The 23,480-nt window shown below is 60.5% G+C and carries 25 protein-coding genes and 1 pseudogene; 10 read left to right on the top strand and 16 right to left on the bottom strand.

Going from position 1 to position 23,480, the window contains the following annotated elements; translation table 11 throughout:
• Positions 1–17: 17 nt before the first annotated feature.
• The 6 genes from NVB75_RS20340 to NVB75_RS20315 all read right to left on the bottom strand — a co-directional run bounded on the left by NVB75_RS20340 (position 18) and on the right by NVB75_RS20315 (position 7,557).
• A complete protein-coding gene (locus NVB75_RS20340; protein WP_258342997.1) occupies positions 18–1,565 on the bottom strand; it encodes a SulP family inorganic anion transporter in 1,548 nt (515 codons plus the stop codon).
• A gap of 85 nt (positions 1,566–1,650) precedes the next feature.
• Complete coding sequence (locus NVB75_RS20335) at positions 1,651–2,382, bottom strand: carbonic anhydrase (protein WP_258342996.1); 732 nt, start codon at positions 2,380–2,382, stop codon at positions 1,651–1,653.
• A gap of 196 nt (positions 2,383–2,578) precedes the next feature.
• A complete protein-coding gene (locus NVB75_RS20330) occupies positions 2,579–3,637 on the bottom strand; it encodes a PA0069 family radical SAM protein (RefSeq protein WP_063033715.1) in 1,059 nt (352 codons plus the stop codon).
• 81 nt (positions 3,638–3,718) lie between these two features.
• Positions 3,719–5,017: a cytochrome c gene (locus tag NVB75_RS20325; protein WP_258342995.1), complete on the bottom strand. Its 1,299-nt coding sequence runs from the start codon at positions 5,015–5,017 to the stop codon at positions 3,719–3,721.
• A 12-nt stretch (positions 5,018–5,029) separates the two neighbouring features.
• The gene (locus NVB75_RS20320; protein ID WP_258342994.1) at positions 5,030–6,814 is read right to left on the bottom strand and encodes a GMC family oxidoreductase; all 1,785 of its coding nucleotides are present in this window, start codon (positions 6,812–6,814) and stop codon (positions 5,030–5,032) included.
• 2 nt (positions 6,815–6,816) lie between these two features.
• Positions 6,817–7,557, bottom strand: coding sequence for a gluconate 2-dehydrogenase subunit 3 family protein (locus NVB75_RS20315; protein ID WP_258342993.1), 741 nt, complete (start codon positions 7,555–7,557; stop codon positions 6,817–6,819).
• Between the two features lie 284 nt (positions 7,558–7,841).
• Between NVB75_RS20315 and NVB75_RS20310 the strand changes: the two genes are divergently transcribed.
• The gene (locus tag NVB75_RS20310) at positions 7,842–8,528 is read left to right on the top strand and encodes a dual specificity protein phosphatase family protein (protein WP_258342992.1); all 687 of its coding nucleotides are present in this window, start codon (positions 7,842–7,844) and stop codon (positions 8,526–8,528) included.
• 27 nt (positions 8,529–8,555) lie between these two features.
• Here the strand turns inward: NVB75_RS20310 and NVB75_RS20305 are convergent, their stop codons facing one another.
• On the bottom strand, positions 8,556–8,828 hold the full coding sequence (locus NVB75_RS20305) for a YheV family putative zinc ribbon protein (RefSeq protein ID WP_003214872.1): 273 nt from the start codon (positions 8,826–8,828) through the stop codon (positions 8,556–8,558).
• Entirely contained in the window at positions 8,825–10,924 is a 2,100-nt protein-coding gene (gene prlC / locus NVB75_RS20300) for an oligopeptidase A (RefSeq protein WP_258342991.1), read from the bottom strand. Before prlC ends, NVB75_RS20305 begins: the two co-directional genes overlap by 4 nt.
• Positions 10,925–10,978: 54 nt before the next feature.
• Between prlC and NVB75_RS20295 the strand changes: the two genes are divergently transcribed.
• Positions 10,979–11,521, top strand: coding sequence for a gamma carbonic anhydrase family protein (locus NVB75_RS20295; protein WP_076013301.1), 543 nt, complete (start codon positions 10,979–10,981; stop codon positions 11,519–11,521).
• 11 nt (positions 11,522–11,532) lie between these two features.
• Positions 11,533–12,186, top strand: a complete 654-nt coding sequence (locus NVB75_RS20290; protein WP_258342990.1) for an HAD family hydrolase — start codon at positions 11,533–11,535, stop codon at positions 12,184–12,186.
• 117 nt (positions 12,187–12,303) lie between these two features.
• On the opposite strand, the gene NVB75_RS20285 is transcribed toward NVB75_RS20290, so the two are convergent.
• On the bottom strand, positions 12,304–13,359 hold the full coding sequence (locus tag NVB75_RS20285; protein ID WP_258342989.1) for an aminopeptidase: 1,056 nt from the start codon (positions 13,357–13,359) through the stop codon (positions 12,304–12,306).
• Between the two features lie 140 nt (positions 13,360–13,499).
• On the opposite strand from NVB75_RS20285, the gene NVB75_RS20280 reads away from it, so the two are divergent.
• Positions 13,500–13,922 (top strand): hypothetical protein, encoded by a 423-nt coding sequence (locus NVB75_RS20280; protein ID WP_258342988.1) that lies wholly within the window; start codon positions 13,500–13,502, stop codon positions 13,920–13,922.
• Here the strand turns inward: NVB75_RS20280 and NVB75_RS20275 are convergent, their stop codons facing one another.
• Together NVB75_RS20275 and NVB75_RS20270 are read right to left on the bottom strand one after the other, a co-directional pair.
• A complete protein-coding gene (locus NVB75_RS20275; RefSeq protein ID WP_003214887.1) occupies positions 13,923–14,162 on the bottom strand; it encodes a DUF1161 domain-containing protein in 240 nt (79 codons plus the stop codon). It abuts the gene before it with no gap.
• Between the two features lie 182 nt (positions 14,163–14,344).
• Entirely contained in the window at positions 14,345–14,776 is a 432-nt protein-coding gene (locus NVB75_RS20270; protein WP_003170750.1) for an OsmC family protein, read from the bottom strand.
• 217 nt (positions 14,777–14,993) lie between these two features.
• On the opposite strand from NVB75_RS20270, the gene NVB75_RS20265 reads away from it, so the two are divergent.
• On the top strand, positions 14,994–15,995 hold the full coding sequence (locus tag NVB75_RS20265) for an LLM class flavin-dependent oxidoreductase (protein WP_008439586.1): 1,002 nt from the start codon (positions 14,994–14,996) through the stop codon (positions 15,993–15,995).
• Positions 15,996–16,054: 59 nt separating this feature from the next.
• Here the strand turns inward: NVB75_RS20265 and NVB75_RS20260 are convergent, their stop codons facing one another.
• Together NVB75_RS20260 and NVB75_RS20255 are read right to left on the bottom strand one after the other, a co-directional pair.
• Positions 16,055–16,282 (bottom strand): DUF1161 domain-containing protein, encoded by a 228-nt coding sequence (locus NVB75_RS20260; protein WP_003214893.1) that lies wholly within the window; start codon positions 16,280–16,282, stop codon positions 16,055–16,057.
• Positions 16,283–16,399: 117 nt separating this feature from the next.
• A complete protein-coding gene (locus tag NVB75_RS20255; RefSeq protein WP_003214895.1) occupies positions 16,400–16,615 on the bottom strand; it encodes a dodecin in 216 nt (71 codons plus the stop codon).
• Between the two features lie 156 nt (positions 16,616–16,771).
• Here NVB75_RS20255 and NVB75_RS20250 point away from each other — a divergent pair, with 156 nt between their 5' ends.
• Entirely contained in the window at positions 16,772–17,098 is a 327-nt protein-coding gene (locus NVB75_RS20250; protein ID WP_003170746.1) for a YqjD family protein, read from the top strand.
• Here NVB75_RS20250 and NVB75_RS20245 read toward each other — a convergent pair.
• Positions 17,095–17,991: a LysR family transcriptional regulator gene (locus tag NVB75_RS20245; RefSeq protein WP_076013295.1), complete on the bottom strand. Its 897-nt coding sequence runs from the start codon at positions 17,989–17,991 to the stop codon at positions 17,095–17,097. The two genes, NVB75_RS20250 and NVB75_RS20245, sit on opposite strands and share 4 nt — an antisense overlap.
• A 109-nt stretch (positions 17,992–18,100) precedes the next feature.
• Between NVB75_RS20245 and trpB the strand changes: the two genes are divergently transcribed.
• The 4 genes and pseudogenes from trpB to NVB75_RS20225 form a co-directional block, all read left to right on the top strand.
• The gene (trpB, locus tag NVB75_RS20240; RefSeq protein ID WP_003214899.1) at positions 18,101–19,327 is read left to right on the top strand and encodes a tryptophan synthase subunit beta; all 1,227 of its coding nucleotides are present in this window, start codon (positions 18,101–18,103) and stop codon (positions 19,325–19,327) included.
• Entirely contained in the window at positions 19,327–20,136 is an 810-nt protein-coding gene (gene trpA / locus NVB75_RS20235; protein WP_008439583.1) for a tryptophan synthase subunit alpha, read from the top strand. The genes trpB and trpA overlap by 1 nt, the downstream gene beginning before the upstream one ends.
• A 139-nt stretch (positions 20,137–20,275) precedes the next feature.
• Positions 20,276–20,719, top strand: a complete 444-nt coding sequence (locus NVB75_RS20230) for an anti-virulence regulator CigR family protein (RefSeq protein WP_258342984.1) — start codon at positions 20,276–20,278, stop codon at positions 20,717–20,719.
• 21 nt (positions 20,720–20,740) lie between these two features.
• Positions 20,741–20,836 (top strand): annotated as a pseudogene (locus NVB75_RS20225) (outer membrane lipoprotein carrier protein LolA); the annotation flags it as partial.
• Here NVB75_RS20225 and NVB75_RS20220 read toward each other — a convergent pair.
• Positions 20,823–22,127, bottom strand: coding sequence for an MFS transporter (locus NVB75_RS20220; protein ID WP_063033727.1), 1,305 nt, complete (start codon positions 22,125–22,127; stop codon positions 20,823–20,825). The pseudogene NVB75_RS20225 and the gene NVB75_RS20220 overlap by 14 nt on opposite strands.
• Before the next feature lie 180 nt (positions 22,128–22,307).
• Entirely contained in the window at positions 22,308–23,456 is a 1,149-nt protein-coding gene (dgoD, locus tag NVB75_RS20215) for a galactonate dehydratase (RefSeq protein ID WP_003213645.1), read from the bottom strand.
• Positions 23,457–23,480: the final 24 nt, after the last annotated feature.

Below are 23,480 nucleotides of genomic sequence, written 5' to 3'. Positions count from 1 at the left end.
TTTTTGATCCGGTTTCGTCAGCCAACAGACGGCGCCGAGCCTATTCCGGTCGTCGTTCTTACCCGTCCTTCCAACCTGCGCTTCAACCCCCGCGCCTCGATCATCAGCTTCGAGCCCTTGGCCGCATTGGCCCGACCCCATTCTTCCAGCAACTCCAGGCAGGAGTGGTCGATGTAACTCAGGTTATTGAGTGGCACATGCAAGGTGGTCCCGGCAGGTACCGTCGACAACACCTGAGTCAATGCCGGCACCTTGAGAAAGGTCCCAGCCCCCGTCAATCGCAGCTCCATCTCGCCCTCCTGCGGCAAGTCCACCAGGCTGATTTTCAAGCGTGAAGCCTTGAACGCCAGCTTGACCAGGGTCAGCCCGAAGCCCACCAGCACCCCCGTCAACAAGTCGGTAAAGATGATCGCCAGGGCCGTCGCTGCGTAGGTAAACATCGGCATCCGCCCGTAACGCGCCAAGCCACGAAACGCCTTCATGTCCACCAGCTTGATCCCGGTGTACACCAGCACACCCGCCAGGCTCGCCACCGGAATGCTTTGCAGCACACTGGACAGCAACAGCACGAACGCCAGCAGCCACAACCCGTGGAACATCGCCGACAAGCGCGTGGTGGCACCGGCCTGGACGTTGGCCGAACTGCGTACGATCACACCGGTCATCGGCAGGGCGCCGACCAGACCGCACAACATGTTGCCCACGCCTTGCGCCGACAATTCCTTGTCGAAATCGGAACGTTGGCCACTGTGCATACGATCAACGGCTGCTGCCGAAAGCAGCGTTTCAGCGCTGGCGATAAAGGCGACGGCGAACGCGGCGATCAACAGATTGGGATCCGCCAGGTTCAACAGGTCGCTGGGGCGCAGCCAGTCGATGGCGTCCGCCAGGTTTTCCGGCACTTCCACACGCTTGACCTGCAACGCCAGCACCAAGCTGGTGACTGTCGCCAATCCTACGCCGAGCAAGGCGCCGGGGACGAAACGCAGCTTTTGCGGACGGAACTTATCCCACAGCCACATCACCAGAATCGTCGATATCCCTAGCAGGCCCGCCTGCCAGCCAAGCCCGCCGCCCAGTGCAGGAATCGCCTGAATCAACGCGGCGGGAAAGCCGGCGAGGTTATCCAGCCCGGAGGGTTTTGGCACACCGTCGAGCATCACATGGACCTGCGACAAGACAATCAGCACCCCGATCCCCGCCAGCATCCCGTAGACCACCGCAGGTGCCGTAACACGAAACCAGCAGCCCAGGCGCAAGCGCCCGGCCACCAACTGCAGGAAGCCCGCCAGCAACAGGATCGGCCCAAGCATAGCCATGCCATGCTGGCGCACCAATTCGAACACCAGCACCGCCAAGCCGGCAGCCGGGCCGCTGACTTGCAGCGGCGACCCCGCCAGCCAGCCCACCACAAGCCCACCGATGATCCCGGTGATCAGGCCTTTGGCAGGCGGCATTCCTGACGCAATTGCGATCCCCATGCACAGTGGCAGGGCAACCAGAAACACAACCACGGAGGCCAGCAGCTCCCGTGGCAGCACAGCTTTTAATTGAGCAGCACGCATAATGACTCTCCCGAGGCATTTGCCGGGCGTGGCAACGCCTGGCTGCTCGAATGGCAGCCATCGCGTTACCCGACAGGGGATTGTTTTAGAAGCGCGCTTTAGGCGTCGCGGATGGGATCGGCTGGGTACCGTTCAACGGCAGGAACGCCGACTGATCCGCATCGTAGGCCCTGATCTCGCTGGTCTCGATGTCGTAGACCCAGCCATGGATAAACAGATGCCCGTTGGCCATGCGCGAGGCCACCGACGGGTGAGTGCGCAGGTGCTGCAACTGGGCGATCACGTTTTCTTCAGTCAACACGTGCATGCTTTCGTGTTCGTTGGCGCAGTCACAGTTGTCCTGGACCATGGTCTTGGCGACCTCGGCGTGACGCAGCCAGGCTTTGACCGTGGGCATTTTTTCCAGACTTTGAGGGTTGAGCACTGCGCGCATGGCGCCGCAGTCGGAGTGGCCGCAAATGATGATGTGCTGCACGCCGAGGGCCAGTACCGCGTACTCGATGGCCGTGGAAACACCGCCGTTCATCTGCCCATAAGGCGGCACGACGTTGCCGACGTTGCGGGTCACAAACAAATCCCCCGGGGAGCTCTGGGTGATCAGTTCGGGAACGATGCGCGAATCTGCGCAGGTAATGAACATCGCTCGTGGGCTCTGGGCCGTGGCGAGTTTTTTGAAGAGTTCTTCCTGCTGTGGAAAGATCTCGTTATGGAAATGCAAAAAGCCTTCAACGATGTGCTGCAGCGCTGCATCGGCGGACTCCGCCTCGTGAGGGGCTGAAGCCGACGCAGCCAACGGCTGTTTATCCTTGTCACTCATGATTCATCCTCTTGGTTGGAGCAGGGGCGTTTTCCAGTGTGGTTGGCGCCCAAACCGAAGCGCCGACTCATTAGTCACTCGATAAACAAGGTACCCGCCGAAACTTAACTCAAACTGAATGAACCGCTCTAGATCGGGGCTTTCAGTGATATCAAAACGCGACTATTCCTACAGATAAGTACGCTTATCCAGCAGTTTACAATAATGCCATCTGTCTGCCCGGCGGACAAAACGCCGTGCAATCCAGATTAAACCCTTCCCGCCGGTTGAGCCCCAGTCGTTTGATCGCCTTGGCGAAACGTTGCGCCAGCAAATCGGCAAACGGCCCTTCGCCACGCATGCGTACCCCGAAGCGACTGTCATAGACCTCACCACCGCGCACCTGTCGCACCAGGCTCATCACATGGGCCGCGCGCTGCGGGTAGTGGGCCGCCAGCCATTCTTCAAATAGCGGCGCAACCTCCAGGGGCAGGCGCAGCATCATGTACGCCGCACTTTGTGCGCCAGCGGCATGCGCCTCGGTCAGCAAACTTTCCAGCTCGCTGTCGTTGATCATCGGAATCATCGGTGAACACAACACACCGACCGGTATTCCCGCCTCACGCATCACTCGAATCGCCCTCAGCCGCGCCTTGGGCGCAGCCGTACGCGGTTCCAGGATGCGCTTGAGCTCGTCGTCCAGGCTGGTGAGGCTGATCATCACCGCCACCAGCCGCTGTTGCGCCAGCTCGGTCAGCAGGTCGAGGTCCCGCAGGATCAGCGAACCCTTGGTGATGATCGTCACCGGGTGCCGATAGCGCAGCAGCACTTCGAGGGTTTGGCGGGTGATCTTGTACTCGCGTTCGATAGGCTGGTACGGGTCGGTATTGGAGCCCAGGTTGATCGGCGCGCAGGTATAGCCCGGTTTTGACAGTTGCTGCTCCAGTACATCGGCAGCGTTGGTCTTGGCGATCAGCTTGGTTTCGAAATCCAGCCCCGGCGACAGGTCCCAATACGCATGGCTGGGCCGCGCATAGCAGTAGATACAGCCATGCTCGCAGCCGCGATACGGATTGATCGCCCGATCAAACGGGATATCCGGCGAGCTGTTGCGGGTGATGATGGTTTTCGCGGTTTCGATACGGACTTCGGTGCCCTGGGTCTGTGGCACTTCCTGATACCAGCCGTCGTCTTCCGCCACGCTGACGGTAGGCGCAAAACGGTTGTGCAGGTTGGTGGCCGTGCCGCGCCCGCGAGGCGGCAGAGGAGTGGACATGAAAGCGCCCCTATACTGTTTTTTTATACAGTATAGGGGCGCAGGGTTTCTGACCAGTGCCGTTGGGCGGTCAACCTCCAATCAATGCTTGGAGGTCACCTGGCCAAGGTCATCGCCGGAAGTGGTCCGCATATCATTTTTGCGCAGGTTCGCCACGTCACTGGCTTTCACCGGCTCGCCTTTGTTACCCCAACTGCCGCGCACGAAACTGACGACATCCGCCACTTCCTGATCCGACAGACGCCAGGCAAACGCAGGCATGGTGAAGGTCGAAGGCGCGGTGTGGGTCGCCGGCAACGTACCGCCGTTCAACACAATGTTGATCAACGAGGTGGCATCCGCCGTCTGCAACACCGGGTTGCCCGCCAACGCCGGGAATACCCGGGTGTAGCCATGGCCGTCAGTGCGGTGGCACGCCGCGCAGTTGTCGATATACACCGACGCCCCGGGCTTGCTGTCATCGCCTTTCCACAGCGCGTCGGCGACCTGCTTGTCGTACTGGTGCGGCTGATCCTTGGGATCCACCGCCGGCAGGCTCTTGAGATAGCGGGCGATAGCCGTCAGGTCATCTTGCGACATGTACTGCATGCTGTGGACCACAACGTCGCTCATGCCGCCAAACACCGCACTGCGATCACTGCGACCGGTCTTGAGGAATTGCACCAGCTGTTCCTCGCTCCAACTGCCCAGGCCGTCCTTGTGGTCTCCCCGCAGGCTTTTGGCAATCCAACCTTCCAGCGGTGCACTGCCGGACAAGAAAGCGCTGCCGTCCGACGCACTCAGGGATTTTTCCTGCATGGTCAGCGCCCGTGGCGTATGGCAGGCACCACAGTGGCCGAGGCCTTCCACCAGATACGCGCCACGGCTGATCACGGGGTCTGCGCCAGCCTGAGCCTGATAGTCCTCAACCTTGGGCGCGAACATCCAGCGCCAACCGGCCAACGGCCAGCGCATGCTCAACGGCCAGGGAATGTCGCTGTCCTTGTTCGCTTGCGCCACCGGCTCCACACCCTTCATGAAGTACGCGTACAGCGCCTGCATGTCGCTTTCGCTGACGCGCGCATAAGACGGGTAGGGCATCGCCGGGTAAAGGGTACTGCCGTTCTTGGCGACGCCATGGCGCACGGCCTGGTCGAAGTCTTCGAAGCTGTAGTCGCCCAGGCCGGTTTTATCCGGGGTGATGTTGGTGGAGTAGATGGTGCCGATCGGGGTTTCCATCGGCAGGCCGCCGGCGAACGGCTTGCCGCCCTTGGCGGTGTGGCAGGCCACGCAGTCACCGGCGCGAGCCAGGTATTCACCCTGTTTGACCAGATCGGTTTCAGCCGCACTCACCGAGCAGCTGCTGATCAAGGCGAAGGAGGCAATCACAAATGCTTTCATGGTCATCGCTCCTTATGCCTGAACCAGTGGGCCGGGGTTTTTCAGGTACTGCTCGCGAATCGCCCGCGCCGACCAGTAGGTCAACGCCGCCACCAGGCCCGTAGGGTTGTAGCCCAAGCCTTGTGGGAACGCGGAAGCGCCCGGGACAAACACGTTGTGTACGTCCCAGCACTGCAAGTAGCGGTTCAAGGCACTGGTTTTCGGGTCGGTGCCCATGATCGCGCCACCGTTGAGGTGGGTGGTCTGGTAAGAGGCGGTGTTGAAGTGCTCGCCCACCTTTTTGCCCAGCAAGGCGATCGCCTTGGGGTTCATCGCTTCGGCGATCTTGCTCATTTTGTCGACCATGAAGCGGTTCATCTTGATGTCGTTTTCCTGCCAGTCGAAGGTCATGCGCAACAGCGGCATGCCATAGGCATCGCGGTAAACCGGGTCCAGATCGAGGTAGTTGCCACGGTAGGATTGATGGGCGCCGTGGGCATCCATCGACACCTGGTGGGTGTAGTAATCAGCCGTGGCGCGCTTCCACGCGCTGCCCCAGGCCGGCGTGCCCGGCGGGTTGGAGGTACCCGCAATCGGCCGGCTGCCCGCCTGGTTGACCCACATCGGCGAGCCGCCCACGAAGCCGTGAGGCCCGTGGTCGAAGTTGTCGGCGTTGAAGTCATCGACCGCCACGCCATTGCCGCCGGCACCGATAAAGTTGTTGGTGTGCACGTCCTTGTCAAAGAACGCCTTGATGGTGGCCATGTTCTGGTAGGCGAAATTCCGGCCCACCACGCCCTCGCCGGAGATCGGGTCGTAGGGTTTGCCAATGCCCGACAGCAGCATCAGGCGCACGTTGTTGAACTGGAAGGAACCGAGGATCACCAGATCCGCCGGCTGCTCGCATTCCCGACCTTGGGCGTCGACATACGTCACGCCGGTCGCCTTGCGCTTGGTGCTGTCGAGGTTGACCTTCAGCACGTGGGAATTGGGCCGCAGTTCGAACTTGGGCTCCTGGCGCAATGCCGGCAGGATGTTCACGTTCGGCGAAGCCTTGGAATACATGTAGCAGACATAACCGCTGCAGAAGCCACAGAAGTTGCACGGCCCCATCTGCGCACCGTAAGGGTTGGTGTACGGCCCGGAAGTATTCGCGGAAGGCAGGTTGTAGGGTTTGTACCCCACGGCCGTGGCGGCCTTCTGGAACAGCTGTGCGGAGACGGTGTTCTTCTGCGATTCCAGCGGGAAGTGATTGGAGCGATCCGGCGCATAAGGGTTGCCGCCCTTGCCTTCACCTACCAACTGGCCCTTCACCGTCCAGGCTTGCCCGGAGGTACCGAAGACTTTCTCGGCATAGTCGAAGAACGGCTCAAGCTCTTCATAGCTGACGCCGAAATCCTGGATGGTCATGTCCTTAGGAATGAAGTTTTTCCCGTAGCGCTCTTCGTAATGGCTGCGCATGCGCAACTCGATCGGGTCCACCCGAAAGTGCACGCCGGACCAGTGCAGGCCGGCACCGCCGACACCATTGCCAGGCAGGAAGGCGCCCAGTTGACGGTTGGGCATGGCGACATCATTCACGCTATGGCGAATGGTCACGGTTTCCTTGGAGATGTCCTGAAAGAGTTTCTTGCGCACGCTGTAGGTCAGTTCGTCGATGACCTGGGGATAGTTGCCGTCCGGGTAGGTGTCCTGCATCGGGCCGCGCTCCAGCGCTACCACGTTGAGGCCCGCTTCCGTCAGCTCCTTGGCCATGATCGCGCCAGTCCAACCGAAGCCGACAATCACTGCATCCACTTTCTTCATGATGGTCGCCACGTTTATGCCCTCTCGCCACGGATCGATACAGCCGGGAAGGGGTATTGCTCGTTGCGTTCAACCCAATCCATGAAATCGGCGCGGGCGCCGGGGAAGCCGATCATGGTCCAGCCGACCATGCCTTTGTTGCCACCGTGGACCGGGTCGCAGAAGAACCCTTCCTTGGTGTTTTGCAGCAACAGATTGAAGAAAATCTTCGGCGGTACGCTGTCGAACTGCGCGTCACCGGCTTCCAGTCGTTGCAACAATTTTTCCTGGGTAGCGCTGTCTTGCTCAGCAAATACTTTACCGTTCATCGCTTTCGACCAGGCATCCGTGGCAGCAATGCCCAGGCGGTAGATCTCCTTGGGCACCAACTTGCTCTGCCAGCCCATTTCGGGCGGCGCGTCGGCATTGAACGGGCCTTGCATAAACCAGAGGGCGCCAGCCGCGTATGGGGTGTTCATCTGACGGTCGATGTATTCCGGCGCGCCGGCTTCCAGGGCGCCTGGGCCTTGGTCGTCCGCCGGGATCAAGCGGGCAACGGCCGCGTTGATAAACGCCCATTCCTCGGCAGTGAAATAGCTCGGCTCATAGGCCTTGCTGCTGACAGGCACCTTTTCGGGGCTGGCTTGAGCCGGCTCGGGAACCGCCATCAGCATCGAACCGCCCAGGCCCGTGCTGGCGACAGTGACCACGGGGATCAAGGTCAAGGATTTGCGCAAAAACTCACGCCGGGGGTTGTCTTGATCTTGATCAGACATGGTGGCACCTCATCATGTGGTCACGGGTTTATCAGCCGCTTCAAGGAGCGACTTATAGTTTTGGCAGCAAATGGGATCCAAAAGACCCAAAGGGATAGAACACAGTAGTAATCAATAGTTACAAATGATAGCAGGCTAAGGATCGATGAAAATCGATTCAGCAGGAAAAAACACACCGGTAGCCGGCTTATTCACGATTCTTTGACGAGCACCTCACACGGCATTGACCCCCTGTAAGCGAATCTGGGCCCTATCAGCCCTCTCCCTATTCGGTTACATCGCGCATGTTCAAGAATCAATTGCTGCCTGCTCTCAGCTTCGTGTTCATGGCGCTGTTCACAACTGCCCCTGCCCAAGCCGAAGAACTCACGCCCATGCGTTCATTGGAATGGGCTCAGCCGATGGGCGATCAATACAACCTGTATCAGATGACGCCCACGCTCTATCGCAGCGCGCTACCAAATAGCGGTGCTGTTCCTGTACTGGAAAAACTCAAGATCGGAACGGTGATCAACTTTCTGCCCGAGTCCGATGCCAGCTGGCTGAAATCACCCGGCATCAACCAGGTGCAATTGCCTTATCGCACCAACCATGTCGACGACGCCGATGTGCTCGCGGCGCTGCGGGCCATTCAAGACGCCGAAGCCAATGGCCCGGTGCTGATGCACTGCAAACACGGCTCCGACCGCACGGGCCTGATGGCGGCGATGTATCGGGTGGTGATTCAGGGATGGAGCAAGGAAGACGCGCTGAACGAAATGACCCTGGGTGGGTTTGGCGCCAGCAGTGGCTTCAAAGACGGCGTTCGCTACATGATGAAGGCCGATGTCGACAAGTTACGCACGGCGCTGGCCAGCGGTGAATGCAGCACCAGCGCTTTTGCGCTGTGCTCGATGAAAAGCTGGCTGAATACTGCGGACAACGCCACAGACTCTGCCCAGGAAAAAACATCCTGGGTGGTCGCGCCCTGAGCCATCGACTCAGGGAGCGCATGCCGGTCAGTCTTTTTTCAGCTTCGGATTGGGGAAGAACTGAACCGCCTGCACCTTGGGATCCGGTGCTTTCAACGCCGATGTATTGACCCGCGTACCCAATTCCTTGGGTACCGACAGACCTTGTTCATTCAGCGTGTCGGAATAGCCGCAGGCCACACACTCGCGATGCGGCACATCGTCTTCACTCCACATCATCAACTTGTCCGGCTCGCTGCACGCCGGGCAGACGGCCCCGGCGATAAAGCGTTTTTTGGTTTTCACAGGCGCTTCGCTCATGCTGCCGCGTCCTCACTCAGGCCGCTGTGGCGCAAGAGTGCGTCAATCGACGGCGCACGTCCGCGGAAGTCGACGAACAGCACCATCGGTGCCTGGGAACCTCCACGGGCCAGGATCGCCTCGCGGAACGCGCGGCCAGTCTCGGCATTGAGCACGCCGTCTTCTTCGAACTTGGAGAAGGCATCCGCCGACAGCACTTCGGCCCACTTGTAGCTGTAGTAACCCGCCGCGTAACCGCCGGCAAAGATATGCGCGAAGCTGTTGGGGAAGCGGTTGTAGGCCGGCGGACGCATCACCGACACCTCGTCACGCACGCCTTCAAGCACCTGCAGCACACTGCGGCCATCGCCGTGGGTGGCGTGCAGCTCGAAGTCAAACAGCGAGAACTCCAACTGGCGAACCATCATCAGGCCAGACTGGAAATTCTTCGCCGCGAGCATCTTTTCCAGCAGGTCCTGAGGCAGCGGCTCACCGGTTTCGTAGTGACCGGAAATCAGCGCCAGGCCTTCCGGTTCCCAGCACCAGTTCTCCATGAACTGGCTCGGCAACTCCACCGCATCCCAGGCCACGCCGTTGATGCCGGACACGCCAGCGTGGTCGACACGGGTCAACAGGTGGTGCAGGCCGTGGCCGAATTCGTGGAACAGGGTGGTCACTTCATCGTGAGTCAGCAGGGCAGGCTTGCCGCTGTCGGCCGGGGTGAAGTTGCACACCAGGTTGGCCACCGGGCTTTGCAGCACGCCATCAACGGTACGGCGACGGTCACGGGCGCCGTCCATCCAGGCACCGCCACGCTTGTTGGCGCGGGCGTACAGGTCGAAGAAGAAGCGGCCGACGTGCTGGCCGTTTTCCTTGATTTCGAACAGACGAACGTCCGGGTGCCAGGTGTCGAAGCCTTTCTGCTCGGCGATTTCGATGCCGTACAGGCGCTGCACGATGGCGAACAGGCCGCCGAGCACCTTGTCGATCGGGAAGTAGGCGCGCAGGGCTTCCTGGGAAACGCTGTAACGCTGTTCACGCAGTTTTTCGCCGTAGAAGCCGCTGTCCCAGCTTTGCAGGTCCGGGCAGCCTTGTTCGGCGGCATAGGCCTTGAGCTGTTGCAGGTCCTGGGTGGCGAACGGCTTGCTGCGCTTGGCCAGGTCCCGCAGGAAGCTCAGCACCTGGTCGCTGGACTCGGCCATTTTGGTGGCCAGGCTCAGTTCGGAGAACGAGGCGAAGCCCAACAGTTGCGCCAGCTCCTGACGCAGGTCGAGGATCTGTTCCATGACCGGGCCGTTATCGTTCTGACCGGCATTCGGGCCTTGGTCCGACGCACGGGTGCAGTAGGCCGCGTAGATTTCTTCACGCAGGGCGCGGTCGTGGGCGTAGGTCATCACCGCGTAGTAGCTCGGGAATTCCAGGGTGATCAGCCAACCGTCGAGGCCCTTGGCCTGGGCAGCGGCCGCCATTTGCGCCTTGGCCGAATCGGTCAGGCCGGCGAGGGTCGCTTCGTCGGTGACGTGCTTGGTCCAGGCCTGGGTGGCGTCGAGCAATTGGTTGGAGAACTTGCTGCCCAACTCGGAAAGCTTGCTCTGCACTTCGGCATAACGCTTTTGCTGCTCAGGCGGCAAATCGATACCCGACAGGCGGAAGTCCCGCAGGGAGTGTTCCAGAATGGTTTTTTGCGCCACGTCGAAGCCGGCGGCTTCCGGGCTGTTGGCCAGGGCTTCGAACGCCTGGAACAGTTCACGGTTCTGGCCCATCTCGGTGGAGTAGGCGCTCAGTGCCGGCAAGCAAGCCTCGTAGGCTTCGCGCAGTTCGGCGCTGTTGCACACGGCATTCAGGTGGCTGACCGGGCTCCACGCAGCACCCAGGCGGTCATTGAGTTCGTCCATGGCCAGGACCAGCCCGGCCCAGGTCGGATTTTTACCCTGGCTTTGCAGCATGCCCTCGATGGCGACGCGGTTGTCGGCAAGGATCTGTTCGATGGCCGGCTGTACGTGCTCGGCACGGATCGCCGAGAACGGCGGCAGGTCGTAGGACTGCAGAAGAGGGTTGTTCGCGCTCACGGTGGGCACCTTGGCTGAAGAAACATGTAAGAACAAAGATGGGGCCATCTTAATTACAATCAACGCCCACCGCAGCTATCAGCAGAAGAGAGAGAGCCTATCGTGACCCTTCGCACCTACCAGAATCACACGCCGGCCTTGCTTGCCGGGGCTTTCGTCGATGCATCGGCGGTGGTGATCGGCGACGTCGAAATCGGCGCCGACAGCTCGGTATGGCCGCTGACGGTGATCCGCGGCGACATGCACCGCATCCGCATCGGTGCGCGCACCAGCGTGCAGGACGGCTGCGTGCTGCACATTACCCACGCCGGGCCCTTCAATCCTGATGGTTTCCCGCTGTTGATCGGCGACGATGTGACCATTGCCCACAAGGTCATGCTGCATGGCTGCACGGTGGGCAATCGGATTCTGATCGGCATGGGCAGCATTGTGATGGACGGCGCCGTGGTGGAAGACGACGTGATCATCGGCGCCGGCAGCCTGGTGCCGCCGGGTAAGAAACTAGAGAGCGGTTTCTTGTATGTCGGCAGCCCGGTTAAACAGATCCGCCCGCTGACTGACAAGGAACGGGCGTTTTTTACCTACAGCGCCGCGAACTACGTGAAGCTCAAAGACCTGCACCTGGCCGAAGGCTTCGACCAATGACAAGGACACCCATGCGTTATCAAACCATTCTGTTCGACCTCGATGGCACCCTCACCGATCCGCGCGAAGGCATCACCCGCTCGATCCAGTACGCTCTCGCCAAACTGGGGATCGATGAGCCGGACCTGACCAAGCTTGAGCACTTCATCGGCCCGCCGCTGCTGCAAGCGTTCATGCAGTTTTATGGCTTCGACGAAGCCAAGGCCTGGGAAGCGGTGAATTTTTACCGCGAGCGCTTCAAGGTCACCGGCCTGTACGAAAACCGCGTATTCGACGGCGTGATGCCGCTGCTTGAGGACTTGAATGGCCAGGGTCGCCAGCTGTATGTGGCTACGTCCAAGCCTTGGGTGTTCGCCCGTGAAATCGCCCGGCATTTCGATTTCGCCAAACACTTCAAGGTGATCTACGGCAGCGAGCTGGACGGCACCCGCACCAACAAGGTCGAGCTGATCGCCCACCTGATGGCCGAAGAAGGCCTGGACCCGGCCAGCACCTTGATGATTGGCGACCGCAAGCACGACCTGATCGGCGCCCACAGCAATGGGCTGGATGCGGCGGCGGTGGGTTATGGATTTGGCAGCCGTGAGGAGCTGAGTGCTGAAGCGCCGACCTGGCACTTCGAAACATTGGCCGAAATGCATCAGGCGTTTTTGCAGCGGCCATAAAACAATCCCGTAGCAGCTGTCGAGCCCCAGCGAGGCTGCGTCGGGTGCGACTCGGTCCCAAGCTTGGTTTGAGAGTTGCGGTGCGGCCTACGCAGCCTCGCTGGGGCTCGACAGCTGCTACGAGGACGGGGACGAGGGTGGGGCTTCCAGTGTTCTGAGTGCCGCCTTGCGCTGCTCTACCGGCAACCCGCCCAGCTTCTCCACCGCCGCAAAAAACTTCAGCCAATCCCCGCCTTCCTGCCGGAACAACGCGGCAAATGCCGGCACCCATTGGTCATACAGGCCAAACGGCAACAACCTGGCGTTGTTCATCGGCAAGTTCATCCAGGCGTCATAACGCTTGTCACCACCCCACTGGCTATCGCGCATTTGCCGGTAATCACGGCGCAGACGTTCGAATTCGGCCGCCTTGGCCTGGCGCATGGCATCTGCCGCCAGCGGCTGCGCGTACAACTGCTCCAGACGCTTGCGGGTGTCGAGCACCAGCCGGGTGAACTGGTCGCGCTGTTTCAACGCCGACTCGCTGGCTGGCGGCAAGCCACGGGCCGCGCGCCACTGTCGAGTGCCTTCCTGCTCGACGAAGGTCGCGTACGACTCGTTGAACTCGGTGTCGTCCTTCACATAAAACCGCTGGTGCGCCAGTTCATGAAAAATCAGCGTGGCCAGGCGCTCGTCGCCCCAGCTCATCATCGAACTCATGATCGGATCATTGAACCAGCCGAGGGTGGAATAGGCCTCCACGCCACCAATCGACACGTCCATGCCTTGCTGCTTCAACAACGCCGCCTGGCCGCGCGCGGCGCCCTGGTTGTAGTAACCGCGATAGGCCACGCACCCGGCAATCGGGAAGCAGTGGGTTTGCGGCGACAGGGAAAATTCAGGCGTGGCGAAGACGTTCCAGACTACGTAAGGGCGGCCAATATCCGCATACAGGCGGTAACTCTGGTTGTCCGGCAGGTGCAGGTGTTCGCTGGCGAAGGTACGGGCCTTCTGCGACTGCGCCAAGTGGTCCCGCAGCGCCTGTGGCCGGGACGGGTCGGCGATGACCTTGGAGACCGGCTCCCGGGCCCGCAGCAATTGCAATTGGCCGTCTGCCAGTTGGCTGTAATAACTGACGCTGGAGCAGCCACTGAGCAACAGCAGCATCAACCCGGGAAGTAAACGCCTGACCATTAAAACCTCTCGCAGGTGACTATCCCGCCAGACTATCTCGCCTGTGGGGAATTTTTCCATGGCGTGGCGTGTTTATACTCAGGGAGCATGCTGCCGAGCGCAGCCGCTCAAACGACCATTCCTACAGTTGAGTGCTTAACATGCGTCAGCTACTGCTTCCCGTCGCGGCGATCTTTCTCAGTGCCTGCACGTCGACGCCGCTGCCCGCGGTTGATCCCCAGCAAGCCTGGGTCGACTTCGCCACCCCGACACCCGGCGCCAAGCTGGTCATGGCGCAACGCCTGGACGGGAAAAACCTGAACGACGGGCGCTTCTTCCAGGTACCGCCTGGCAGCCACGAATTGATGGTGCGTTTTGATTTCGAGGTGCCTACCGGCGGCAGTTTCGGCGGGTTTGGCCAAACCACTGACCGAACCTGCTTCATGACCCTGCAATACGACCGTTTCGAGGCAGGCCAGCGCTATCGCCTGGAAGGGCGCTCACTGGGCTACAACCCGAATATCCGGCTGTACAACAAAGCGGGTCAATTGCTGGCCGAAGAACGTAGCGTCAACTGCATCTGATCAGTCGTTGTTCTTCTGGTAGACGATGGCCTTGGTGCCATTCTCACAGCTGCCGACAACCATGGCGCTGTCGTGCTTGTCAGCTTCTTCCTTGGTGACGATTTCGAGGGTGTAGGACGGAACGGCATTCGCCTGGATTTTGACCTCGATCTCTTTCCTGAGCTCTTCACAGTCTTTCGGCGCCGCTAAGGCTGACGTGGCCAGTGCGCAGCAGATAACCGCCAAGGCAATACGTTTCATGTGTGAAGCTCCCTGAATGCACGCGCACGGGTGTGCGCTGAGTCTGCAATCGGCTATTCGACCATACCTCTATGTCTAGGAGCGAGCGTGCTCGCGAAAAACCTCAACTATAACGCGTGCCGCCTGGAAGGACGCGGCACCTTTGAGCTCTTCGCGAGCAAGCTCGCGCCTACAAGGGTCGATCAATTAACGAGGGTGCCATCCAGGGTAATGGTTGCGTTCAGTACCTTGGATACCGGGCATCCTTCCTTGGCTTTCTTGCTCAGCTCATCGAACTGGGCCTGGCTGGCGCCCGGGATCTTTGCCTTGAGGATCAGGTGCACGGCTGTAATCGCAAAGCCACCGTCCACTTGGTCCAGGGTCACTTCGGCCTGGGTGTCGATGCTATCGGCCTTGAGCCCGGCGTCGCCGAGAATCATGGAAAAGGCCATGGAGAAACAACCGGCATGGGCGGCGCCGATCAGTTCTTCAGGATTGGTGCCCTTGCCGCCTTCGAAACGGGCCTTGAAGCCGTAAGGCGCTTCGCGCAGCACGCCGGTTTCCGTGGAAATGGAACCCAGGCCAGTCTTCAGGTCGCCTTCCCAATGCGCGGATGCTTTTTTAACGATACTCATAGCGGTCTCCTCGAACGGTGGTTTTGCCTCAGTAAGGGTTCTGAGGATAGACGCCCCGGCAAAGTTCATCTTGTCGGAGAAACCTAGCGATTAAGAAGGAAATTTCACCTTCGCTATTGAATCTCGGGTATATGCCCTCATTGCATAGAACATGCACATGAAGCGGCAGGTTTTGGTTCGTCTAAGAAGCCTGCGCCCCCATTGGAGAAGCAGGCTTATGAAATCGCTGTCCGACGTAAAGTTCTCGACCCTCGACCTCGTGCCCGTGCGTGCCAACGGCAGCCCGGCACAGTCGCTGCGCAATTCCCTGGACCTGGCCCAGCACGTGGAAAAATTCGGCTACAACCGTTTCTGGGTGGCCGAACACCACAATATGGACGGTATCGCCAGCTCGGCGACCTCGGTATTGCTGGGTTATCTGGCGGGCGGCACCTCGACGATTCGTGTCGGTTCCGGTGGCGTGATGCTGCCCAACCACGCGCCGTTGGTGATCGCCGAACAGTTTGGCACCCTGGAAAGCCTGTACCCGGGCCGTATCGATTTGGGCCTGGGCCGCGCGCCGGGCTCCGACCAGATGACCGCCCGCGCCCTGCGCCGTGAACGCTCCGGCAGCGCCGATGATTTCCCGGAAGACGTAGCGGAATTGATGGCCTACCTCGGCCCGCGCACTCCGGACCAACGAGTGATCGCCGTACCCGGCACCGGCACCAACGTCCCTGTGTGGCTATTGGGTTCCAGCCTGTTCAGTGCGCAGCTGGCAGGCGAACGCGGTTTGCCTTACGCCTTTGCCTCACATTTCGCACCGCGCCTGATGCATGAAGCGATTCGCGTCTATCGCAACCACTTCAAGCCTTCGGCCGTGCTGGACAAGCCCTACGTGATGCTCGGCATCCCGTTGGTGGCCGCCGATACGGATGAACAGGCTGATTACCTGGCCACCTCGGTGTACCAGCGAATCCTCGCTTTGATGCGTGGGCAAAGCCTGGTGCAGCGCCCGCCGGTCAAGACCATGGACGGCCTGTGGCTGCCCCATGAGAAAGACGCTGTAGGCAGTTTCCTTGGCCTGGCCATGGTGGGCAGCCCGCAGAAGATCCGCGCCAAGCTGGAAGTGCTGGTGGAGCAGACCGGCGCGGATGAGCTGATCTTCACCTGTGACCTGTACGAGCATGCCGACCGGATTCATTCCTACGAGCTGCTGGCCCAGATCATGAAGGGCTGAATCGCAGACATAAAAAAACCGACGCACTTGCGTCGGTTTTTTACGTCTGCAACACGGGATCACCCGCGCTTGTAGGCGATTTCCTTGGTACCGGCTTCACAGCTGCCGACAACCGTGTGGTCACTAGGTGCAGCACCTTTGTCCACGATTTCCAGGGAGTAGCCCGAAGCGCCTTTCGCGTCGATTTTCGCCGCGATCTCGCTTTTCAGCTCTTCACAAGGCTTGCCCGCCGCCAGGGCTGTGCCCGCAATGCTCAACAAACCTACCGCCAACAAAAAGTTCTTCATCCGTCACTTCCTTGGGTTGATCGAAAGGAAGCACGTCGCCGCTCGTCACGTCGACGTGCCTAAAGGTTGTAGCGGAGTTTATGGCAATCGGCCAGCGCGCAAGTTCAACCGGCTCAATCAACTACTGGCAATTCGGAACCCCACCTTGAGGGTCACCTGGAAATGCGCGGCCTTGCCGTCCTTGATATGACCGCGGGTTTCGGTCACTTCAAACCACTCCAAGTGCTTGATGCTCTTGCTGGCTTCGGCCAGGGCATTGTTGATGGCGTCCTCGATGCTGGTGGTGGAAGAACCCACCAATTCGACTTTCTTGTAGGTGTGATGATCACTCATAAGGTTTTCTCCTGGGGTCGTTAATGAAGCCTAGCAGTGAATTCTCGTACTGCTTCTGGCGACTATTCCCATACGAAAGTTCAGATTTACTGCACTTTCTGAAACCGCCGCAGTCGGAAACAACACACGCCACTCAATCACTCCAGGAGAGCCCACATGGCCAACACCTCTTTACGCAAAGCGTCATTGGAAAGCATGGAAGCCGAGATTTCGAGCCTGCTCAAATCTCTGGAAAGCCTCAAGGACGATGCGTCTGACGAGTCGCGCAAAACCCTGAAGGCCCTGAAAAGCAATGCCGAGAACGCCCTCAAGCATTCCCGTCACCTGATCAGCGATGCTTACGAAGAAAGCAAAGTCAAAATCCGCGAAACCGGTGTTGCGACACGGGACTACGCGCAAGAGCACCCTTGGACTACCGCTGGCGTCGCCGTTGGCGCGCTGGGCCTGCTGGCGGCTTACTTGCTGTGCAAACGCGGCGACTAAACAACCTGGCGCGCAAGCTCAGCCTTGAGCCACTGCGCCAGTTGCCGGGCGCGCCCATCTGCGGCGCGCTTGGGTAGCCACAACGCCAGTTGCGCCGGGGTTTCACTGAAACCCCACGGCGCAACCAGGCGACCCGCTCGCAGGTCCTCTGCCACCAGCGGCTCAGGCGCAATTGCCACCCCCAGCCCGGCCACCGCCGCCTCCAGCAAATAATACAAATGCTCGAACCCCTGACCGTACTTCAACGCGCCAGCGTCGATTCCGTGGTGCTGCGCCCAGCTGGGCCAGGCTTGTGGCCGCGAAGTGGTGTGCAACAAGGCTTGATCCAGCAGGGCTTCGGCAGGTGCCTGGCGTAAACGCTCGTAATCGGCAAATCGCGGGCTCATGACCGGGCCGATGCGTTCGCTGGCCAATTCGTACACCTGCATATCCGCCGGCCACGGCGGCTCAGCGAACACCAGCAGCGCGTCCAACCCGGGGCGGCGCGGGTCGAGGTCGCCTTCTCCCGCCGACAGGTGCAGGCGCAAATCCGGCAGATCGGCATTCAGGCGCCCCAGCCGCGGAATAAACCAGCGCGCCAGCAGACTGCCGGAGCAGCCGAGCACAAACGGTGCGTCTGCGCTGCTTTGTGTGAGTTCTGCGCAGGTGTCCCTCAGACGCTCGAACGCCTCAAAACTCGCATCTCGCAGGCGGATACCGGCATCTGTGAGTTTGAGGCCGCGCCCGTCCTTGACGAACAGGCTGACGCCGAGGTGTTCTTCCAACACCTTGAGCTGCCGGCTGACCGCGCCATGGGTCACGTGCAGTTGCTCAGCGGCCTGGCTCACGCTGTTCAGGCGTGCAGCCGCCTCGAAAGCGCGCAAGGCGTTCAGGGGTGGGAGGTCTCGGCTCATCTGTGAGTTTTCCTGACAGGTTGTGGCGATCTTATCGGTTTTCACGTGGAAGCGTCAGGGGTAGAGTGACCGTCATTGCCTCTTACACATTTTCTACCTGGAGCGTCCCATGACTCAGACCCAGACCGATTTACGCAACGGCCCAGACGCCAATGGCCTGTTTGGTTCGTTCGGCGGCCGCTACGTGGCGGAAACCCTGATGCCGTTGATCCTTGATCTGGCCCGCGAATACGAAGCGGCCAAGATCGATCCGGCCTTCAATGAAGAACTGGCCTACTTCCAGCGCGACTACGTCGGACGCCCAAGCCCGCTGTACTTCGCCGAGCGCCTGACCGAGTTCTGCGGCGGCGCCAAAATCTACCTCAAGCGCGAAGAGCTGAACCACACCGGCGCCCACAAGATCAACAACTGCATCGGCCAGATCCTGCTAGCGCGGCGCATGGGTAAAAAACGCATCATCGCCGAGACCGGCGCCGGCATGCACGGTGTGGCCACCGCCACCGTCGCCGCGCGTTTTGGCCTGCAATGCGTGATCTACATGGGTACCACCGACATCGAGCGCCAGCAGGCCAACGTATTCCGCATGAAGCTGCTGGGCGCTGAAGTGATCCCGGTAGTCGCCGGCACCGGCACCCTGAAAGACGCGATGAACGAAGCCCTGCGCGACTGGGTGACCAACGTCGACAGCACTTTCTACCTGATCGGCACCGTGGCCGGTCCGCACCCGTACCCAGCCATGGTTCGCGACTTCCAGGCCGTGATCGGCAAGGAAACCCGTACCCAACTGCAGGCCCAGGAAGGCCGTCTGCCCGACAGCCTGGTGGCGTGCATCGGCGGCGGTTCCAATGCCATGGGCCTGTTCCACCCGTTCCTGGATGACACCAGCGTCGAAATCATCGGCGTTGAAGCGGCCGGCTACGGCATCGAGACCGGCAAACACGCGGCCAGCCTCAACGGCGGCGTACCGGGTGTGCTCCACGGCAACCGTACCTTCCTGTTGCAGGACGACGATGGCCAGATCATCGACGCCCACTCGATCTCTGCGGGCCTCGACTACCCGGGCATCGGCCCTGAACACGCCTGGTTGCACGACATCGGCCGCGTCCAGTACACCTCGGTGACCGACGACGAAGCCCTCGACGCCTTTCACAAATGCTGCCGCCTGGAAGGGATTATTCCTGCACTGGAAAGCGCCCACGCCTTGGCCGAAGTGTTCAAGCGCGCGCCGACCTTGCCGAAAGATCACCTGATGGTGGTCAACCTGTCCGGTCGTGGCGACAAAGACATGCAAACCGTGATGCACCACATGGAACAGTCCAAGCAGGAGAAACACTGATGAGCCGCCTGCAAACACGTTTTGCGCAACTGAAAGAACAAAACCGCGCCGCCCTGGTGACCTTCGTCACCGCCGGTGACCCGGGTTATGACACCTCGCTGGCGATCCTCAAGGGCTTGCCGGCGGCCGGCGCCGATGTAATCGAGCTGGGCATGCCGTTCACCGACCCGATGGCCGATGGCCCGGCCATTCAACTGGCCAACATCCGCGCACTGACCGCCAAGCAGAACCTCACGAAAACCCTGCAAATGGTTCGCGAGTTCCGCGAGGGCAACAGCGACACGCCGCTGGTACTGATGGGCTACTTCAACCCGATCCATATGTACGGCGTGCCACGCTTTATCAGCGATGCGAAAGAAGCCGGCGTCGACGGCCTGATCGTGGTCGACATGCCGCCCGAGCATAACGGCGAGCTGTGCGACCCGGCCCAGGCTGCCGGCATCGACTTTATTCGCCTGACCACGCCGACCACCGATGACGTGCGCCTGCCGACCGTACTCAACGGCAGCTCCGGGTTTGTGTACTACGTTTCGGTAGCTGGTGTGACCGGTGCCGGTGCCGCCACCCTGGAACACGTTGAAGAAGCCGTGACCCGTCTGCGTCGGCATACCGACCTGCCGATCAGCATCGGTTTTGGTATCCGCACCCCGGAGCAGGCCGCTGCAATTGCCCGCCTGGCAGACGGTGTCGTGGTGGGTTCGGCACTGATCGATCACATCGCCAACGCCAGCAACGATCAGCAGGCCATCGACGGTGTATTGACCCTGTGTTCAGCGCTGTCGGAAGGTGTGCGCAACGCCCGTAAGTAAGCGGCTCGTAAGCGGTAGGTAAAGTTCCTGATACAGAGGAATCAAGCCGGGAAATCAGCACCTAAGCTAACAAGACCAAGGGATTTCGACCGTGGTTCGAAATCCCTTTTTGTTGTTTGTGCAGTTGAGGAAACCCCTGATGAAAATGCCTAAACGTGTGATAGCCGGTCTGGGTGTGCTGTTGCTCGGCGCCAGCGCGCTGGTGCAAGCCGCACCGTATGACCAAGGCGGCGGACCTGACCGTGGCGGCCCACAGGGCCAGCACGATCAACGTGGCGATGACCATCGCGGGCCCCAGGACAACCACCGTGGCGGTCCTCCTCAGGACTTCGGCCCTGTGAGGCAGGTCATCCGCGATAACCATGGCGACTTCCGCCGTGGCGCACCGCCGCCTCCCGGCATACACCTGGTGCGCGGCCAGCGCCTGCCGCCAAACTACTATGGTGAGCGCCTGGACCCTCGGGCGCTGGGCCATCTGCCGCAATACCCTGGTTATGAATGGCGCCGCTCGGGTGGGGACATCGTGTTGATCGCGATTGGCACCAGCATCGTTTATCAAATCCTGGATGGCGCGCTGTACTAGTAGCTTCCTGTAGGAGCGAGCTTGCTCGCGAAAAACGTTAACGATAACGCGGGGCATCTGACACCCCGCGGCGCTCTCAGGTTTTTCGCGAGCAAGCTCGCTCCTACAGTTCTATGCGCTCGACCTTGCCGACCAGCAAGATGTAGGACAACGCCCCCAGCAACGCCAGCACCGCGATATACGTAATCGCCGGCGCAAACGAATCCCCTGTCGCCAGAAAGCCAATCACAATCGGCGTGGTAATCGCCGACAGATTGCCGATGAAGTTAAACACCCCACCCGTCAGCCCCAGCAACCTCGCCGGCGCCAGAGTCGACACCAATGACCAGGTGATCGACGCCAGGCCATTGCCGAAAAACGCCACCGCCAGAAACGCAATCACCCACGCCGTGGAGTCAACAAAGTTGGCGCCGATGATCGCCGTGGAAATCAACAGCCCGCCAATGATCGGCAACTTGCGCGCAAACCCCACCGACGCTCCGCGGCGAATCAGCCAATCGGAAAACAGCCCCGAACACAGCACCCCGACAAACGCCGCCAGAAACGGCAGTGACGCCAGCAGGCCGGACTTGATGAAGTCCATGCCGCGATATTTCACCAGGTAGGTCGGGAACCACGTCAGGAAAAACCACAGCGTGGAGTTCAGGCAGAACTGCCCCAGGTAGATACCCCACAGCTTGCGCTTGCTCAGCACGATGCCGAGGTCGACCCAACTGAACGGCGCCTTGGCCGCCTGCGCCTGGATGTCCACCAACCCGCCACCTTCGCGGATCAGCTCGATTTCCGCCGCATTGGCACCTTTGAAATCCCGTGGCTCGCGGTACACGGCGTACCAGATCAACGCCCACACAATGCCCACGCCACCGGTGGCGACAAACACCATGTGCCAGCCAAAGGTGTGTTGCAGCCAGGCCAATACCGGCGTGAGAAACGCCAGCCCGACAAACTGGCCGGAGGTATAAACACCAATCGCCGTGGCCCGCTCACGCTCAGGGAACCAGGTGGTCACCACGCGGCTGTTGATCGGGTAAGCCGGGGCTTCCAGGGCACCGACCGCCATGCGCAATACGAACAGTGCGATGAAGCTGGCGGCAAAGCCGAGCATCACGGTGGCGATCGACCACAGCAGCAGGGCGACACTGTAGAGAATGCGCGGCGGTACCCGGTCCACCAGCCAGCCGCCGGGGATTTGCATGGCCGCGTAGGTCCAGCCGAACGCGGAGAAGATCAGCCCGACATGCACCGGGTCGATCCCCAACTCGCTCGTCAGGGCCGGGGCGGCAATCGACAGGTTGCTGCGGTCCAGGTAATTGATCACCACGGTGATGAACAGCAGCACCATGATGAAGAAACGCTTTCGGCTGGGCGTGACTAAAGAAGCCTGCCCGGTGAAGGACTCGGATTGCATGGGGGTTGCCTCTTCTTATGGTTATTGAGGACAGGTCTTACTGAAGAAACCGAATCAAATGTGGGAGCGGGCTTGCTCGCGAAAGCGGTCTACCAGCAAAGGTTATGTTGACTGAAACTCCGCCTTCGCGAGCAAGCCCGCTCCCACATTGATCGGGTTGTCACCTCAAATTCGCGGTGTTTACCACTCCGCAAAACTGCCATCGGCATGACGCCAGATCGGGTTGCGCCAGCGATGCCCGATGGCCGCGCGCTCGATCACGTATTCCTCGTTGATCTCGATGCCCAGGCCTGGCCCATTGGGGATTTTCACGAAGCCCTGGTCGTAGTCGAAAACACCCGGATCGCGCACGTAATCCAGCAGGTCGTTGCTCTCGTTGTAGTGAATGCCCAGGCTCTGTTCCTGGATGAACGCGTTGTAGCAAACCGCGTCCAGCTGCAGGCACGCCGCCAGGGCAATCGGGCCGAGCGGGCAGTGCAGGGCGAGGGCCACGTCGTAGGCTTCGGCCATGTTGGCGATCTTGCGGGTTTCGGTGATACCGCCAGCGTGGGAAGCATCCGGCTGGATAATGTCGACGTAACCTTCGCTGAGCACGCGCTTGAAGTCCCAGCGCGAGAACAAGCGCTCGCCAAGGGCAATCGGGGTGCTGGTGAGCGGCGCCAGCTCTTTCAGCGCTTCGTAGTTTTCGCTGAGCACCGGCTCTTCGATAAACATCAGTTTGTAGGGATCGAGCTCCTTCATCAGCACCTTGGCCATGGGCTTATGCACCCGGCCATGGAAGTCGACGCCAATGCCGACGTTGGGGCCTACCGCATCACGCACGGCGGCGACGTTGGCCAGGGCCTGGTCGACTTTTTCGAAGCTGTCGAGAAATTGCAGCTCTTCGGTGCCGTTCATTTTCACCGCAGTAAAACCACGGGCCACGGCTTCCTTGGCGGCGCGGGCAGTGTCGGCCGGGCGGTCGCCTCCAATCCATGAATACACGCGGATTTTGTCGCGCACCTGGCCACCCAGCAGGTCGCTGACCGACACACCGAGAGCCTTGCCCTTGATGTCCCACAGCGCCTGGTCGATGCCGGCGAGGGCGCTCATATGGATCGCGCCGCCACGGTAGAAACCGCCGCGGTAGAGCACCGTCCAGATGTCTTCGATATTGCGTGGGTCTTTGCCGATCAAGTAGTCGGACAGTTCTTCGACGGCGGCAGCCACGGTGTGGGCGCGGCCCTCGACCACAGGTTCGCCCCAACCGGTCACACCCTGGTCGGTTTCAACCTTGAGGAAGCACCAGCGCGGCGGGACGATGAAGGTGGTCAGTTTGGTGATTTTCATCTTCTTATCTCTCTTGTAGATGGA

The sequence above is a fragment of the Pseudomonas sp. CBS genome (genome assembly GCF_024734645.1).
Lineage (GTDB): Bacteria > Pseudomonadota > Gammaproteobacteria > Pseudomonadales > Pseudomonadaceae > Aquipseudomonas.
The sequence above is the reverse complement of the archived record's forward strand: the minus strand, read 5'-3'. Positions and strand labels throughout refer to the sequence as shown.